The following is a 16,250-nucleotide window of genomic DNA, read 5'->3' as shown; positions in this document are numbered from 1 at the left end:
TTCAGATTTCTTAATTTTAGGTTTCTCAATTTCAGGATCCTGGACTTCAAGGTTTTAAATTTCAGCACCCTGAATTTCAAAATCCCAGACTTTAGATTCCAAAATCTTGAAACTATCAAATTGAAACTCTCAAATTGAAACTCTCAAATATTTTATACAGGCAGTTGATACTAAATCAATAAATTCATGTCCTCTTGCATAACAAGCTTGAAAAATAAAAACTTCAGTTACAGCCTTTACGTTGGTGTTCGTATTGCAATTTCTGAGATAAACTACACTCTGATCGGTCATCTGTCATCTGTAGCAAGCAATTAGTCGAGGCTCATAGTAATTTCATCAATGACTAAGAGTAAGGACAAGGGGCTAATGGCACATGATAAATGACGACTACGTACATCAAAATATTAGGAGATAGCTTTGGAACGCACTTTTTTAGCAATTAAGCCCGATGGGGTTCAGCGTGGATTGGTGGGTGAAATTGTCCGACGCTTTGAAACCAAAGGTTTTACACTTGTCGGAATGAAATTTATGAAGGTGAGTAAAGAATTAGCTGAATCCCACTATGATGTTCACAAAGAAAGACCATTTTTCTCTAGCTTAGTAAATTTTATTACTTCTGGACCGATCATCGCCATGGTTTGGGAAGGAGAAGGTGTCGTTGCTGCAGCTAGAAAGATGATTGGAGCAACCAATCCATTAACAGCAGAACCAGGAACTATCCGAGGTGATTTTGGTGTGAATATTGGTCGCAATTTAATCCATGGTTCGGATGCAATTGAAACAGCCCAAAGAGAGATTTCTCTGTGGTTTAGTGATGAAGAACTGGTTACTTGGGAATCACAGATGAAACCTTGGTTACAAGAATAATTCACGATTAAATTCACACTTAGAAAATGGGAAATGGGGAATAGTAAAGTTAGATTATATTTTTGCAAGAGTAAATTATAGCTTGCGATTATCGCAAGCGTGTATTTTCTCCAGACTTATTACACTCAAAACTTCCTCATCTCCCATTTCTAGGTGAAGGGTTAAGCTAACACCCACTCATCTTCAGGAATAAGTTATTACCCTTTGATTGGTTATCCTTGATTGGATGCTTCGCTATGTTCGCTTGTTTTTGTTAATTCGGAAACATTTCGTTTAGAAAATCCCCAAGCAAGAATCACAGCAATGATACTGACCATTAACCATTGTGGGGGTACAAAAGCTTCGTTAAATACCTTTGCTAATAAGCGTAAGCCCACCAAAGCAACTGTTATGTAACCAGCATCTTCTAAATTAACAAATTCATCCAGCCAACGGATAAATAAACCAGCCATAAACCGCAAAGTGATTACTCCGATTGTAGTACCTGCTATTACTAACCAAGTCTCATCAGAAACAGCAATTGCAGTGGTAACACTGTCTAGGGAAAACGCCAAGTCCGTTAAAGCAATTATTGGTATAACCTGTGACAAAGAACTAAAACGAGGACCGTGATGGTGATGTTCGTCATCTTCCTCGGAAGAAAAATGTTGAAATACTAGCCACAGTAAGTAAGCTGCACCCAAAAGCTCGAATTGCCAAAAATTTTCTACCCAGGTGGCTGTCAAAAGTAAACCAATTCGCAAAATGTAAGCAAATATTAAACCAATATTAAGTGCTTTTTCTTCTAGTTTTTTATCTTCCAAACCTTGAGCGATCGCAGCTAATGCAATTGCATTATCAGCAGATAGAACTGCTTCTAAAAAGACGAGTAACAGCAGAACTATAGGAGCTTCTACACTGAAATTAAAGTGGAGGTATTCAAAAATTTGGTCTAGCATCCGAATTTTTAAGCAGCGCGAATGAAAAACGATCGGGTATAAAGCTTTTGATGTAAATAGCGCAACACATCCGGGAAGGATGCTATTTCCGACAAGAAAGGGGGTTTTGGGAAGAGTCAAAATCTCAAAACCTTTATTCCTTGGTTAGAGAAAGCGTGAATCCCGTAAATGGCTACTTTAATCCAGCTTAACTTGCAGCAGTAAGTTTATGTATTAATAGTTTTTTTCTTTTAATAAGGTTTTCCCTGTCGCCAAAATGATGCTAAGAAAAAATTACAATCAAATTATCTAAAGTTGGTTGCCAAAAAGTTATTTCTGCTTAAGATATCTGCATAGTTCTAAGTTTAGACTAGACTAAAATATCTTTTACTATATTTTATTTAAGTTTAATTGGTATAACTCCCCCATCAGTCTGATGCTCGGGTAATCAATAGATACAAAAGATACAAAGCTTCCCCCTAGCAGCTTAATAAGCAATTATATCGATGTTAGTAAACAATTATATGAATAAATTGACTTGATATCTGCTCAAGAATATAATCCTGCCCTGTGTGAGTATAGTGAATAGCTATATAAAGATATGAAAACATCAGGGCTAGAGCAACTTCAGTACATACCAGGTAAAATCAGGCGAGACCTACTTAATTCCGAACCTTGGAAAACAATTGCCGGAAATATGCGAAAAAAGCATTTTCTCGAGCACGCAAATTCTTTACCTTCTCTCCCTTATATGGGGAAAAATATACTCACAGGTCTATTGAATGAAGGTATATTTGTTAGTTCTTTAGAAACTTTAGAAGCCGAGCGAACAGAATATTTTTTCAATACTGCAAAAAAATTATCATCTAAGCTAGGTAGGATGCCCAGTAACGGTAATCACTTGGTTAAATTGCCGATTTCAGAGAGTTTAAAATATCGAGAAATTTTTTCTTGGAGTCTACAAGAAAAATTGATAAATACAATGGAAAATTATATTCAATTACCATTACTTTATCACGGTTATGAATTTAAGCGAGAAGTTGCTAACGGTAAACTAGTTGGTGCGAGAAGGTGGCATCAAGATACAGAAGATTACCGGATGGTAAAAATCATTATCTATTTAAATGATGTAGATGAAGATAACGGACCGTTTGAATATATTCCCAAACATATATCTAAATTATTAGTGAAGCTACTGAGATATAAGTCTGGGTTTGTTAAAGACGAAACAATGGCAAAACTTTTATCTCCAGAGCATTGGCAAACTTGTACCGGAAAGGCTGGAACAGTAATAATTACTGATGTCTGTAACATGTTTCATCGTCTGAAAGCCCCAATCAGATCGGATAGATTATCCCTTACCTACAGCTACACCTCTTTCAAGCCTTTAAAATTGCGTCAAAAATTTAAATTATCTCAAGCTGATTGGATAGAACTCACCAGCGAACTTACAGAACGTCAAGTTAAATGTTTGAGTTCGATGATGCCCCAAAACTGATAAGATACAGGTTCAAATCAGAATGATACTGCTAAACTTAGAGAGACCTGAAACAATAGCGTCATTATGCTCAAGCGTTCCAAATTCGAGACAACTCAGTCTCAGATTATGCACCGTGCTGAGGACTTGATTAGTGCTGCCTCAAATCGTTACCGAATTACAGTTCAGGTAGCAAATCGTGCCAAACGTAGGCGCTACGAAGATTTTGAAAGTGCTGAAGATGCGATGATGAAACCTGTATTGCGGGCAATTATCGAAATGTCAGACGAACTGACGCAACCAGAAATCATTGGTGACATGTAGATTAGATCGAAACAATAAACTTTTTAATCTCAAAGGATGAGCAACAAATTGCAATCGCTCGCAAAATTGCTCAAACCAGAAAAAGCTCAAACCCAGCCCCCTTTTAAGCGGGGGTCCATTCTGGTTTTAACAGCAGCAGCAATTTTTAATTTTTGTGTAGTTAGTTCTGAACTAGTAAATCATCAAGCAGCACTAGCTCAATTTACTAGTTCTGGCAATGTTTGGCGACAAGTTTATCAAAAATTGCCTGACTTCCCCAAAGAAAATAAATATGTCGCAAAAGGAAAGCGTAAAGTAGCACAAAACAATACTTTAGCTCGACGGATGATTCAATATCATCTCAACCAAAAAGGACGCGCTCCAAATTATCGCCTGGATTGGAAGTTAACATTAGCTGATTATTTGGGTGCAAATGAGATTATGTACGATAATCAGTACCCGGGTCACGACACTTTAAGAAAAAATCCTTTAGAGGGCGATCGCGCTGCTATTGCTAGTTTAAGTCGTTCTGAGCGCAACGCCTTGGTACAAGTTCTCGTAGATATTTTTACTTCTAGATCTCAATAGTCAGGAGTCAGGAATCAGGAGTCAGGAGTCAGGAATCAGGAGTTAGAAGTCAGAAGTCAGAAGTCAGAAGTCAGGAGTAATACTCTTACTCAATACCAATTACCAATTACCAATTACCAATTACCAATTACCAATTACCAATTACCAATTACCAATTACCAATCTCCCGATGGAACGTGTAGTAAAAAGTGGATCTGGTTGGCGCATAGGCTGGAATCCAAATGCTCCCATATATCAAGGTTTAGTTGGTACGGATGATTGGGCGATCGAACTCACAAATCAAGAGTTAGAAGACTTTTGTCGGCTACTACAACAATTAGCCCAAAGTGTAGAAATAATTGCTTGTGAGTTAATGGATGAGGAAAAAATTGCTTGTGAGGCTGAAAGTGATTTGTTGTGGATGGAAATAGAAGGCTATCCCCACGCTTATGGTTTACGTTTCATTCTTAATACTGGACGTTGTGTAGAAGGTGAATGGGAAGCTTCTGCAGTTCCTGGTTTATTGCAAGCTGCTGGAATGTTGAAGGTTTTTTAGGGAACAGAATGCCGCAAACTATTATGTGGTGTAGCGATGTGAAAAATGAATCTTTCTGATTTAAATTTAGTTAATCAACTCTGTTCTTGATTCCCAATTATTAATACCCAGTCGCCAGTCCCTAGTCGCCAGTCGCCAGTTCCCTATCGCTTTTTCAAAAAATCTATTGTTTTCTTTGAAGTTTGTGTTAATATATTTTAGTTGGCTTGATAAGCTTGGATATTCCCTAATATTTTTTCAAGATTTAGGCGAATTTTCCGGGGCGTAGCGCAGCTTGGTAGCGCGCCACTTTGGGGTAGTGGAGGTCGTGGGTTCAAATCCCGCCGCTCCGATTAATGTATTAAGAAACATAATTCGTACAGATACATATATCTGACAAATTTTATTACTAAGTATATTCTCTAGAAGTATGAAATTAGAGGACTTTCTTGGTAGATATTTGATTCTGGTAATTGTTGCGATCGTTATTAAATAATTAGTGGTTGCAAAATAATTTTAAGAAATCTATTGTCGCACAGTAATTTTTGCACAATTATTCCTATATGTAGATATGTTATGTAGATGTGTGATACTGCAGTTATTGCAAATAATATCTGACCTCTAGGAGATTTCTATTTGAAAAAGAAATAAAGTAAAGTGGTTATTAGTGTTTAGTTTCTTCTAGTTGTTACCTTACTTTTTATAAATTTAATAAATGATACCTTAACCTGGTAAACGTGCGTTTACCTAGGTGATTATGTATATGCTATCAGCCCCCAAACTGCTTACAGATCCATTTTTACAGTTACCGACAGAAACTTCCGTAAGAGTTGTTTGGTTCTCGGAGTTTGCTGGTGATGGACACCTAGTAGCATACGGTGAGAATCTTGCTCAAACAGTGTTTGCCAAAACAACTCAACTCAGTCGGGTGCGAGAAGACCAAAAATCAAGAGTTGGAGACCAAACAGAAGACGGACAAATTTACAAACATCCTGTAAAACGAGATATTTGGCGACATGAAGCCGAACTAACTAACTTAACTCCTGGGAAACGGGTTAGTTATCGCGTCACCAGCGTAATGGAAGATGGAAAAACAATAAGTAGTAGTATATTCACACTTACTCCTTCACCACCACCCAATGTTCCTTTGAAAATACTTTTGACTTCCGACCATCAAATCAAACCGATGGTCGCAGCAAATCTTCAAAAAGTAGTAGAAACTATTGGGAGAGTTGATGCGGTTTGGTTTGCTGGAGATTTAGTAAATATTCCCGATCGCGCTAGCGAATGGTTTGATGATAATCGGGGTAATGGTTTTTTCCCTTGTTTACAAGGTCGTGCTAAATATGCGATCGCACATGAAGGTAGAGAAAACATTTATACTGGCGGACAAATTATTCAATGCGCACCCATGTTTACCTGTATTGGGAATCATGAAATTATGGGACGTTTTGAACGAGAGAAAAGTCTAGTTGGTGAATTTAACGATACCATTCCCCGCGAATTTGCCCGCAAGTTTTATGGTGAAAAATCTTTAGATGACAAATCTTTAGATGACCAATCTCTAAAAAATAATTCTTTTAATAGCGATACTTACGAGGAAATTTTTACTCTTCCTCAAAGTCAAGAAGGGGGTAAAACTTATTATGCTGTTACTTTTGGTGACGTACGTTTAGTTGTTTTATATGCAACTAGAATGTGGCGTTTTCATACCACTGATAATGGGAGCAAAGGAAAGTACGCAGAACCAGAAGCAGATTTAGATAATCCGGAAAACTGGGGTTACGGACAACATATATATGAACCAATTAATAAAGGTAGCGCTCAATATAATTGGTTAAAATCAGAGCTTAATAGTCTGGAATTTAAACAAGCCAAATATAAAGTTGTGATGCTACATCATCCTCCCCATACTTTGGGAGGTAATATTGTCCCAGCATATACCAATCCTGTGCAAGTAGTTACATCGGATGAAGATGGTCGGACAAAAGAGGTGCGTTATGAGTATCCCAAAGAGCAAGATTATATTACCCAAGACTTAATTCCTTTACTTGAAGAAGCAGGGGTACAACTAGTTTTTTACGGACATTCTCACCTATGGAATCGGTTTGTTAGTCCCGAAGGAATGCACTTTTTAGAAACCTCGAATGTTGGTAATTCCTATGGTGCGAGTTATGGAGAGCAAAAGCGAAAACATGTGCCGAAAAAGAGTGATGGAAATGCTGACGTAAATTATGTTGAAACTGGCGATCCCTATGGTTTAGAACCCGTAGTTCCCACAATTGCACCAATGGTCAGCGAGGATGGCGAACTTTTACCTTATATTTCTAGTAATGAAATTACAGTTTTTAGTATTTTTGATACCGGTAGCGGTAGGGTAAGTAGTTATTTATTTGATACTCGTAAACCTGAATCTGAAGCAATTAAGTTTGACGAATTTGAATTAAAGTAAAGCTGTTTCTCCTCACATCTGTTGAAATTACTACAATAAAATTACACGTATAAACGAGACGAAGGGAGAATAAGTATGGTACAAGTCGCAATTGCAGGAGCAGGTCCGACTGGTGCTACACTTGCTCTATTGCTCGTAGAACGTGGTATTAGTGTCACATTAATTGAAGCAACTACAGATTTTCACCGAGTGTTTCGTGGTGAAGGATTAATGCCAAGTGGTTTAGATGCGTTAGAACAAATGGGATTATCTCATTTACTGGAAGGGGTTCCGCATCGAAGATTAGATGGATGGGAATTTATTTTAGGTAAGAAATCTTTATTTCGGGTTGACGAACCGATAGAAACTGGAACTAAAGCATGTACTCTGGTATCTCAACCACCCCTATTAGAAGCTTTAGTTAATCAAGCTAAAAAATACGAAAATTTTGAATTTCTTCAAGGCGTTGCAATAAAAGATTTACTGCGTGTTGATAATCGTGTTGCTGGAGTAAAGCTAAACGACGGTAGGGAAATTACTGCTGATGTTGTGGTTGGTGCAGATGGACGTAATTCTGTTGTTCGACAACGTGCTGGATTAAAGTTGGAGCGTCAACCAAAGGATATGGATGTTCTTTGGTTCAAGCTTTTAGCCCATCCTCGCTTTGTAGAAAATAATCTGTTTTGTGCGATCGGTAACGGTGAAGAAGCTTTTGCTGTATTTCATGGAGCCGATCCGGGAAAACTACATCTCGCTTGGACTTTAATGGGAGATACAAATACCGACAGAACAAAAGTTGAATGGGCTGAAATTTTTGCATCACTCTCACCATCATGGCTTGCAGAACATTTTGTTACCCATGCTGATACAATCGAACGACCCATTAAATTATCAGTTGTTATCGGTCGTTGTCCGTCCTGGTATGCTCCTGGAGTGATACTTTTAGGTGATGCTGCTCATCCAATGGCTCCTGTACGCGCTCAAGGTATTAATGTTGCATTACGCGATGTAATTGTTACTGTTAATCACCTGGTACCGTTACTAAATAAAAATACTCGGTTTGAAAAATCTAATTCTGAAGAATGTGAATCTGAAAAAAATGGATCTGAAGAATTTGGATTTGAAAAAACTAGTCCCGAAAAAACTAAATATGAATTAATTGATGCTGCATTCGCCAAAATTCAAGCAGAACGAGAGGCAGAAATTATTCGCGTTCAAGAACTCCAAGCAACGGAAACAGAACAAAATAAATCAATTCCAAAAAATCCATTATTGCGAACGCTGATATTTAAATTGGCTCGGTTATTCCATTGGAAAATTCGCGAATCTTGGATCGAAAGACAACATCAAATGCGTCATGGCGTGACAAATGTAAAATTAACTGTTTGAGATGTTGAGTATAAATCATCTTTAAAAAAAATTTATAAGTTTAGTTTTCTTTGACAGCAATATTAATTACATTGTATTAGTTGGTTTTGCCCTATAAATTAGCGATCGCTAACAGTTACCAATTACCAATTACCATATGTCGCTAAGAACGCGCGGCTGCTAACCCAGTGTACCGTAGGTATTGCGCCACGTTCATCCATAGGATGCGTCCAAACGCGCAGCACCTTCTCAGCGGCGGCACGCAGTGCTTATGGCTAACGTCACGCTACCGCTAACGCCGTTAGGCGCGGGCGTATACCAATTACCAATTACCAAAGAAAATAAAAATTAGATCTAAACTCGAAAAAACTTTTTAAAATCGTTTTACCAAGCCAAAATATATTTATTAAGTCAAAAGCAACTAACGCAAAGTGTCATATTTAACATTGCGATTATTGTATTTAATGTAATTTTTTTATCCTAAATATTATGTGTTTACCAGATTGTACTTTTTCTCAAAAAACTCTAGCTTCTGTATTAACTGCTTTCAATTTGCTTTGAATCTTGATAATAAATTGATAATAAACTAATGTAATAATCTAATTGCTTAAATAAATTAATTTTTGGCAACTTTTATTATTGGGAAATTTATTTCTGGAATAAAACCTATAATTTATTTTTTGTAGATAGTAGATAAAAATTTTCCAAGTATCTGTAACTACTTGGTACAAGAATATTGTAAATTCTAAAATGGTTAATCAATCTTTTCCCCCACCATTTCCTCAACCCTTACAACGCCTTCATGTCTATGACGGTTTGATGATGAATGCAGAACGTTGGGGATTAGCTCATCGTTATCATCGACATCGACAAAATGTTCACTATCAGTCTCTAAACGAACCAGGTATTGTTTGCGGTTTAGGAGTAAGAGTTATTCAAGCTCCATCGGAAGCAAATGCAAGATTTAGGGACAAACGTTGGGTAGAAATTCAACCAGGAATAGCGATTGATTTAGATGGAAACCCAATCATTGTCGATCCATCCATAGACCGCAAGTTTAGAATTGCTACCAGTGCTCCCACAACAGGAACCCTAACAGTATATTTAGTTGCAAGCTATGTCGAACCGGATAATCCAGGAGAGAAAGTAAACTCGAGTCATTTGCTTCGAGAGTGGTTTCGATTTGATGAAAAAACCACTCCACCCACAGATCGAGAAGTAGAATTATGTCGCATTGAGTTACGCTCGGGGATAGTAGAACTAGAAAACCCAGAAGATATACTTTTCCCAGGATACAACCAGATAAATTTACACCATCGTCGTTTCGCAAAGGCTAGACCACAAGCGATTATCAGAGTTGCAACAACCCTTACTGCAACTTGTGAAAATCTTCTATATTTAATGCAATCCGTATCTAGTCTTTATCCGAACTTCCATGGTTCAACGGAGGTTGGACAGGTTAATCTTGATACTGACCTCAACGATTACGATCTGGTTTATGTTGCTGGATTACAAGCTATGAATTTGTACGATACAGAATTAGAAAGGTTCACCCAATATTTGAAAACGGGTGGTGTAATTCTTATTGAACTTCCTTCTCCAAATAGCGATCGCTCAGAGAAAGTGAAGAAAGCAGTTGCATATCAGTTTCAAATTTCTTTGCAATCTTGGCGAAGACTTAGTGCGAATCATCCATTGCGATCGCAACCTTTTTTATTTGCAAAACCTCCCCAAATCAATCAACAGTCTGTCCAGCTGTGGAATGGTGGTGGAATAATTTTAATAGAGGGCGATTTATCTGCAGCTTGGGGATTGGATGAAAATTTAGATTTAGAACGTCATGAGATTCGTTCGGCTCAAGAGTTTGGGATTAACATACTTAATTTTGCTTTGCAAAGACGACATATGACTCAGTTATTACAAGAGACAAGTATGGATTCTAATAAATCTTATCTTCGTTAATGAATTTTAGGTAATAGGAGATAATACTAAGTCCGGGTTAATTACCCCTTTTTAGAATGAGAGGGTGAAGTGTGGGAGGTGTAGGAAGTGTAGGGGAAAATCCAAAAAAATATAAAGGGGTTTTAAAAATCGGATTTGGTATAAGAAATAGGTAAAAGGATACAGATAATTTGAAATTTAGGTTTATCTTTTAACAAAATAATAAAATTAAATTTATCAAATTAATTTATCGATAGAGTAATACATACATCAATAAAAAACTATTTTTTACTGCTCTATCTCTTTTCAGATTCATAGTTTTTGTTTTTAATGTTATTTTTCAACTAATTTAATTATTAAAATATTTTACTAATGATAAGCAAGGTAACAGCAGTAGTCTCAAGAAGGCAGTTAGAATTTACCCCAGATAATTCATTTGATGCTTATAACTCTAGTATTAATAGTGAAAATACATTTGAAGTTGAAGTTACTAATAACAGTGATAAATTTGCTAGTTTTCAATTAGAGTTATCCACACCCGGTATGGATGAAAACTCTCAGGTTAAATGGTGCAACATCGAACCAGAAGTTTGTGCAAAAAAACCACCTGGTAGTAAGACAAAATTTCAAGTAGCTATTACTAAAGCACCAATTCCAGCTTACGATACAACAATTGATTTAATTTTGAGAGTTTTTTCCGTTGAAGATGCTAACTTATATACGAGTCAAAAACTAAAATTAAAGATTAATAAACCTTTGAGACCTTTACGTGTAGAAATGCCTGTAAAAGTATTCAAAGTTGCTCCAAATGATAAATTTGAAATTCCGGTATTAGTATATAATCTCAGTTCAAAATTTTCTCACATCACTTTAATCTGTTCGGGATTAAATCCTGATTGGATGACTAAGGGAGTTAAAAGAAAATTAGATATAGAACCAGGAGATTTTGAAAAAACAATTTTTTGGTGTCAACCATCTAAGCTTAGTCTGAGTAAAGAATATAAGTTCAAAATAGAAGTTAAGTCAGATACTACTCAATATCCTGCAAGTGAATCTGGTGTTTTAGAAATTATTCCTGACGGGGTAGTTGAATTTAGTTGCAGTGATAAACAACAAATAATTCCAACCAAAAAAAGTCTTATCCCTGGGGAAAAAAGCAAAAATTCTCAAAATATAAACTCTCAGAAGACAAACTCTCGGAATATAGCAAAGTACGAACTCACATTTTGGAATGACAGTAATTTAGTTACCCAAGTAGATATTACAGTTCCCGAACAATATCAAAAATTATGTAATTTAGAAATACCAGAACCAATAAAAATTACTCCGACAGAGACAAAAATAATGTCTCTCATTGCTGCAGCTAAAAGACATTGGTTCGGTAGAACAAAAAACCATAAATTTACAGTTTCTCCTATTTTAAGTAGCCCTGTTTCTGGAGAATTGATTACAGATGTTTACCCCAAACCCAGTACTGAAGTTTTAGAACTTAAAATTTTACCGATAATTCCTTTCTGGGCTCAACTTGGGGGGTTAATGTTAATTCCGTTATTAATATTGTTGAAAATATTAATGCATGAGCCAACCTATCATACAGGACCTGTTAATTCTGTCAGATTTTTTGGTAATGGTAGCCTAGTATTCAGTGGTTCTAGCGATCAAACTATTCGACGTTGGCAAGTTGAAGAAGGTTTTTTGTATCCAGGACATACTTATCTTAAGGCTAAAGGTGAAATTGCAGATGCCAAAAGTTTAGGAAAAGCTGTACGAGTCATTCGTCAAAGTCCAAAAGATAATGATGTAATTGCAGTTGGACTAGAAAATGGGGAAGTTAAGTTATGGGATATTTCTGCAAATAAACTGAAAAATTCTTTTAGTTTGAACAAAGCTAACCGCGTCTTTGATTTAGTTTTTACCCAAAATAGTCATGACTATTTATTTAGCGCCCATGGTAATGGTCTGATTAATCAATGGGATCTTAAGAGAACTTCTAATACAAATTCCAATACAAATTCCAATATAAACACAAATAAAACTAGATCAAATCCCATTCAAAGTCGAAATTTTGATTTTGCAATTTCTGCTTTAGCTATTGATGAGAGTAAAGATAATAATCCCCTAATTATAAGTGCGGGACGTTTCAATAAAATGGTAGCTTGGCAACCAAAAACAAATAAATATATTCCTATTCGTTATGAATGGAAAAATCAAATTCGCGCATCTAAAAAGAAAAATTCTTTTATCCCAGTAATGGGTCAACAACATTATATAACTAGTTTATCTATAGAAAATAATGTTTTAGCAAGTGCAGATAACCAGGGTTATATTACCCTATGGGACCTAAATAAAATTCGTCAATGTATACTCAAAATTACTAATATAAGTACAAAAAAAGCAGTAATAAAAAGTAAACTAGATATTATTAAAAATAATAATAATCAATCTGAAAATACAAATTATAGCTGTGATAATGCAATTATTGAACAATGGCATGATGGTCACGATAAACAACCAGTACGTTCCGTCGCTTTAACTCAAAATGGGGATTATTTGGCTAGTACCGGAGATGATGGACGGATAATAATTTGGAAGTTGAAAGAAGGTGGTTTAAAAGCTAATTGTCAACAGGAAGTTGCTTATTTACCCGATATAAAATTCAATAGCGTTGATATTAAAAAATTAACGCAAGGACAAGAACATTATTTTCTACTAACTAGTGGTGATGATGATAACAACGTCAAACTATATCGTAAAGGGATGAAAGATAATGCAAATTGCCAGTAGCCCCATTTTGATTGAAGAACGCTCTGGAATTAGCCATGATATTAAACGGGGAAGTAGCGTTAAACATAATTTTTATGTTAAAAATACTAGCGGTCAAAAAGTAGAAGTTGACCTATGGATATCTGCTACTGATTCAAAATCAGAAACATTATTAAGATGGTGTACTTTCAGTGAGAAAAATCCTTTAGTAATAGATGCTAATGATTTTAAAGAGGTAACATTAAACTTTCAAGTTCCCACCTCCGCAAAGCCAGATTTATACAACTATGAAGTTTTAATTGAATCTGCAGCTCAATACCCAGGGAAAATTTTTCGTCGTCCCCAACATATTCGAGTTTTACCATCAGACAGGGACTCTCAATGGGTCAATGAGCCAAAATTTAATATTTATCCACCAACTAGTTCGACTAATCCTAAAATACTTAAAGCTGGAGAAAAATTAGAAGTTAAAGTAAGAGTTGAAAACCGTTCCAGAAGAGTAGATAGATTTTATATCTCATCTGAATTAACACCTGAATTCTCCGCAGCATGGTACACCATCAAATATCCTGAAAGTGAATTAGATATTCCTGGATTAGTTAAAGAAACTGATGGTTTAGAATTAAACCCAGGTAAAGAAGGGGAAATAACCCTTATTTTGCATCCACCAAAATATACATTTGCTGGTAATTATTGTCCGACAATTCGTTTGATATCAAGTAATAGAGAAGATTTAGTATTGTTAGATATCCTTTACTTACGGATTTTATCTGACGATAGGTTGGATGTGGAAATGTCTCCCAACTCCCGCAAAGTACCGTTAGAAGAAGGTGAATTTGAAATTGAGTTAACCAACCAAGGAAATATCAAACGAGAACTTAAACTAGATATCAAAGATAAAAAGGGTATTTTCAACTATTCTTTGCGACCTTCAATTGTCAAAATATTACCCGGAGTAACCGAAACAGTTGTTTTAAAGACAGAACCCAAAAAATGGTTGCGATGGCGTCGTCATTTACGAGGTAAAGGATTAGAATTTACTTTTGATGTTGATGTTAACAACACCAAGAAGTTTCTATTACCAGAAACCAAGGAAGAATTAGCGATACCTCAGAGTTTACCTCAAGGTAAAATTCTCTGGCAATCTCGTTCTTGGTGGGTATTATGGTTATTGGTCTTATTAGCTCTATTAGGTGTTGGTGGGATAATTGTGATTATTTGGTGGGATGTTTTACAGAGTAAAATTCCACAAGTACCCCCAAAAGTTGAAAAGTTTGAGACTAAAGATAAAAAATACGAAAAGCAACAAAAAATATATCAGCAAGGTGAATATACTGAAATTCCTCTTTACTGGGAAATTAGTGATTCGGAAAAAATTGATAAAATAACTCTTATTCTTTTAGAAAGTAATGTAGAGCGGAATAGGATAAATTACTTTTTATCAGATAAAATCTCTCAAGATAAAGAAAAAAAGGGATTCGCATTAGAATTTGGGGACTGTAATTTTATTGGAGATTCTAGTCAAGCACAATCTGCAAAGAAAAATCGTTCCAATCAAAATAATCCTCTATCTTTAGATAATTTTCTCAATATTCCCATGCCTTTTATGGACACAAATAATGATGATGATATTAATACATTAAGTTGTGATTTCTCCGGTCAAATGCCTCAAAAAGCAGGTAAATATAATTATAAATTAGAAGTATTCTCCAAACAAAATTCAGAACGACCATCTTCATCTCAAATTACCGATACAATAACGATTAATCCACCACCACCGTTACCATCACCAAATATTCTTAAATTATCCTCTTCCCAATCTGTTTATGAAGAAATAGATGCTAATTTGTCAACAGCTAAACAATCATCAGTCAAGAAATCATCAGATGATATTGCGATCGCTCCGATTAAGCTAAATTGGGAAATTGGTATTCCCGAAAATATTCAAGAGCTGAGATTGGTAGGAAAAACACCTGATGGTTTAGTCAATAGTGCAGAAAAGATTTACAAATTTACCGATGGTAATCTTCCGACAGAATTGCAAACATTTTGTCAATTTCAGACAATACTGAATGAAGCACAAAAATTAAAATGTAGCGATATACCCATCTATGATGCACATAAAGCAGGGGAATATATTTTCACCCTGACGGCGATCCCAACAGCAGAAGCAATTCCACAGGATGATAAAGATAAATCTGTAATTTCTAAGCAAACACCAAAAATCAAAATTCAACCTCCACCACCGAAACCTGCAACCCCGATCGAGATAAGTTCCTTTAAAATTAATGGTCGTGAAGTAAAAAATCGTCCCAAACAGACTTTTGTTCTCAATAAACAACGCCTCAGTGCAAATATAGCAGTATCTTGGCAAGTAAAAGACGGTGAAGATATCAAAGTGGAAATACTTCCTGCACCAGGAGTTGTTAGTAATCAAGGTTCTATCAGCAGGTATCCCCTAAGTAGACCACCAAGTAGTGAAGTAATTAAATTGAGGGTAACCAATAAAGCTGGAGAGGAAAAAATTCAATCAGTGGTAATCGAAACTATTGAATCGAATTCGCTGAACAGATCGCAACCTTTTACTCCTGGAAATAATTCTGGGGGATCCAACTCTGGAGTATCTAATGGAGCATCTAATTCTGGGAGGTCTGACACTTCTATACCTGGCGATCGCACAAATTCATCACCACCAGATTCCTTACCGGTCGAGTCTGATGGGTTACCACCTATTGAATTACCACCTCAAGCAAATTAGTCATTCTTGATGTTTAGGATGAAAGAATACCAGTAAATTATTTTTTGGAAAGTCGATAAGAGAGCTTTCAACTGTATTAATATCTTTTCAAGTTTCAGACTTTCTTCGTCGGTTGGAATTTTAGCTAAAGTTTGATTGACTACTGCACCAAGTTTGGTGATTGGTATATCTCCACTGTGGATACCTGCTTCAATTCTTCTTCTTTAGACATATCAATAAAACTTAAAGTTTTTACTATTTACGAAGGCAAATATTTTTTAAACCAAATACTTTACAAATAAATACTTTTACAATTAAATCTCAGTTTCATAAGGCTCGCAGTA

11 protein-coding genes and 1 tRNA gene are annotated in these 16,250 nt (G+C 35.9%); 11 read left to right on the top strand and 1 reads right to left on the bottom strand.

The window, feature by feature from the left end:
• Window positions 1–417: 417 nt before the first annotated feature.
• Window positions 418–867 carry a nucleoside-diphosphate kinase gene (ndk, locus tag BC008_RS14040; protein ID WP_027843729.1) on the top strand — a complete coding sequence of 150 codons (450 nt, stop codon included), beginning with the start codon at window positions 418–420 and terminating at the stop codon, window positions 865–867.
• 212 nt (window positions 868–1,079) lie between these two features.
• On the opposite strand, the gene BC008_RS14035 is transcribed toward ndk, so the two are convergent.
• Window positions 1,080–1,805 carry a TerC family protein gene (locus tag BC008_RS14035; protein ID WP_027843728.1) on the bottom strand — a complete coding sequence of 242 codons (726 nt, stop codon included), beginning with the start codon at window positions 1,803–1,805 and terminating at the stop codon, window positions 1,080–1,082.
• 580 nt (window positions 1,806–2,385) lie between these two features.
• On the opposite strand from BC008_RS14035, the gene BC008_RS14030 reads away from it, so the two are divergent.
• The 10 genes from BC008_RS14030 to BC008_RS13985 all read left to right on the top strand — a co-directional run bounded on the left by BC008_RS14030 (window position 2,386) and on the right by BC008_RS13985 (window position 15,927).
• The gene (locus BC008_RS14030) at window positions 2,386–3,282 is read left to right on the top strand and encodes a phytanoyl-CoA dioxygenase family protein (RefSeq protein ID WP_027843727.1); all 897 of its coding nucleotides are present in this window, start codon (window positions 2,386–2,388) and stop codon (window positions 3,280–3,282) included.
• Window positions 3,283–3,348: 66 nt separating this feature from the next.
• Window positions 3,349–3,585: a DNA-directed RNA polymerase subunit omega gene (locus BC008_RS14025; protein WP_027843726.1), complete on the top strand. Its 237-nt coding sequence runs from the start codon at window positions 3,349–3,351 to the stop codon at window positions 3,583–3,585.
• 36 nt (window positions 3,586–3,621) lie between these two features.
• A complete protein-coding gene (locus BC008_RS14020; protein ID WP_027843725.1) occupies window positions 3,622–4,152 on the top strand; it encodes a hypothetical protein in 531 nt (176 codons plus the stop codon).
• Window positions 4,153–4,321: 169 nt separating this feature from the next.
• Window positions 4,322–4,687, top strand: a complete 366-nt coding sequence (locus BC008_RS14015) for a DUF1818 family protein (protein WP_027846258.1) — start codon at window positions 4,322–4,324, stop codon at window positions 4,685–4,687.
• 258 nt (window positions 4,688–4,945) lie between these two features.
• A tRNA-Pro gene (locus BC008_RS14010) sits at window positions 4,946–5,019 on the top strand.
• 410 nt (window positions 5,020–5,429) lie between these two features.
• Window positions 5,430–7,118 carry a purple acid phosphatase family protein gene (locus BC008_RS14005; protein ID WP_027846257.1) on the top strand — a complete coding sequence of 563 codons (1,689 nt, stop codon included), beginning with the start codon at window positions 5,430–5,432 and terminating at the stop codon, window positions 7,116–7,118.
• 75 nt (window positions 7,119–7,193) lie between these two features.
• Window positions 7,194–8,486, top strand: coding sequence for an FAD-dependent monooxygenase (locus tag BC008_RS14000; RefSeq protein ID WP_027846256.1), 1,293 nt, complete (start codon window positions 7,194–7,196; stop codon window positions 8,484–8,486).
• A gap of 729 nt (window positions 8,487–9,215) precedes the next feature.
• Window positions 9,216–10,427 carry a DUF4159 domain-containing protein gene (locus tag BC008_RS13995; protein WP_036268251.1) on the top strand — a complete coding sequence of 404 codons (1,212 nt, stop codon included), beginning with the start codon at window positions 9,216–9,218 and terminating at the stop codon, window positions 10,425–10,427.
• A gap of 351 nt (window positions 10,428–10,778) precedes the next feature.
• Window positions 10,779–13,190 (top strand): WD40 repeat domain-containing protein, encoded by a 2,412-nt coding sequence (locus BC008_RS13990; RefSeq protein ID WP_027846338.1) that lies wholly within the window; start codon window positions 10,779–10,781, stop codon window positions 13,188–13,190.
• On the top strand, window positions 13,174–15,927 hold the full coding sequence (locus BC008_RS13985) for a COG1470 family protein (RefSeq protein WP_027846339.1): 2,754 nt from the start codon (window positions 13,174–13,176) through the stop codon (window positions 15,925–15,927). Before BC008_RS13990 ends, BC008_RS13985 begins: the two co-directional genes overlap by 17 nt.
• The last annotated feature ends 323 nt before the right edge of the window (window positions 15,928–16,250 follow it).

This window comes from Mastigocoleus testarum BC008 (assembly GCF_001456025.1).
Classification (GTDB): domain Bacteria; phylum Cyanobacteriota; class Cyanobacteriia; order Cyanobacteriales; family Nostocaceae; genus Mastigocoleus; species Mastigocoleus testarum.
The sequence above is the reverse complement of the archived record's forward strand: the minus strand, read 5'-3'. Positions and strand labels throughout refer to the sequence as shown.

Coding starts and splice junctions, on each gene's coding strand:
- BC008_RS13985 (WP_027846339.1), top strand. CDS start 13,174: ATGCAAATTGCCAGTAGCCCCATTTTGATTGAAGAACGCTCTGGAATT.
- BC008_RS13990 (WP_027846338.1), top strand. CDS start 10,779: ATGATAAGCAAGGTAACAGCAGTAGTCTCAAGAAGGCAGTTAGAATTT.
- BC008_RS14020 (WP_027843725.1), top strand. CDS start 3,622: ATGAGCAACAAATTGCAATCGCTCGCAAAATTGCTCAAACCAGAAAAA.
- BC008_RS14005 (WP_027846257.1), top strand. CDS start 5,430: ATGCTATCAGCCCCCAAACTGCTTACAGATCCATTTTTACAGTTACCG.
- BC008_RS14015 (WP_027846258.1), top strand. CDS start 4,322: ATGGAACGTGTAGTAAAAAGTGGATCTGGTTGGCGCATAGGCTGGAAT.
- BC008_RS13995 (WP_036268251.1), top strand. CDS start 9,216: ATGGTTAATCAATCTTTTCCCCCACCATTTCCTCAACCCTTACAACGC.
- BC008_RS14030 (WP_027843727.1), top strand. CDS start 2,386: ATGAAAACATCAGGGCTAGAGCAACTTCAGTACATACCAGGTAAAATC.
- BC008_RS14035 (WP_027843728.1), bottom strand. CDS start 1,805: ATGCTAGACCAAATTTTTGAATACCTCCACTTTAATTTCAGTGTAGAA.
- BC008_RS14000 (WP_027846256.1), top strand. CDS start 7,194: ATGGTACAAGTCGCAATTGCAGGAGCAGGTCCGACTGGTGCTACACTT.
- BC008_RS14025 (WP_027843726.1), top strand. CDS start 3,349: ATGCTCAAGCGTTCCAAATTCGAGACAACTCAGTCTCAGATTATGCAC.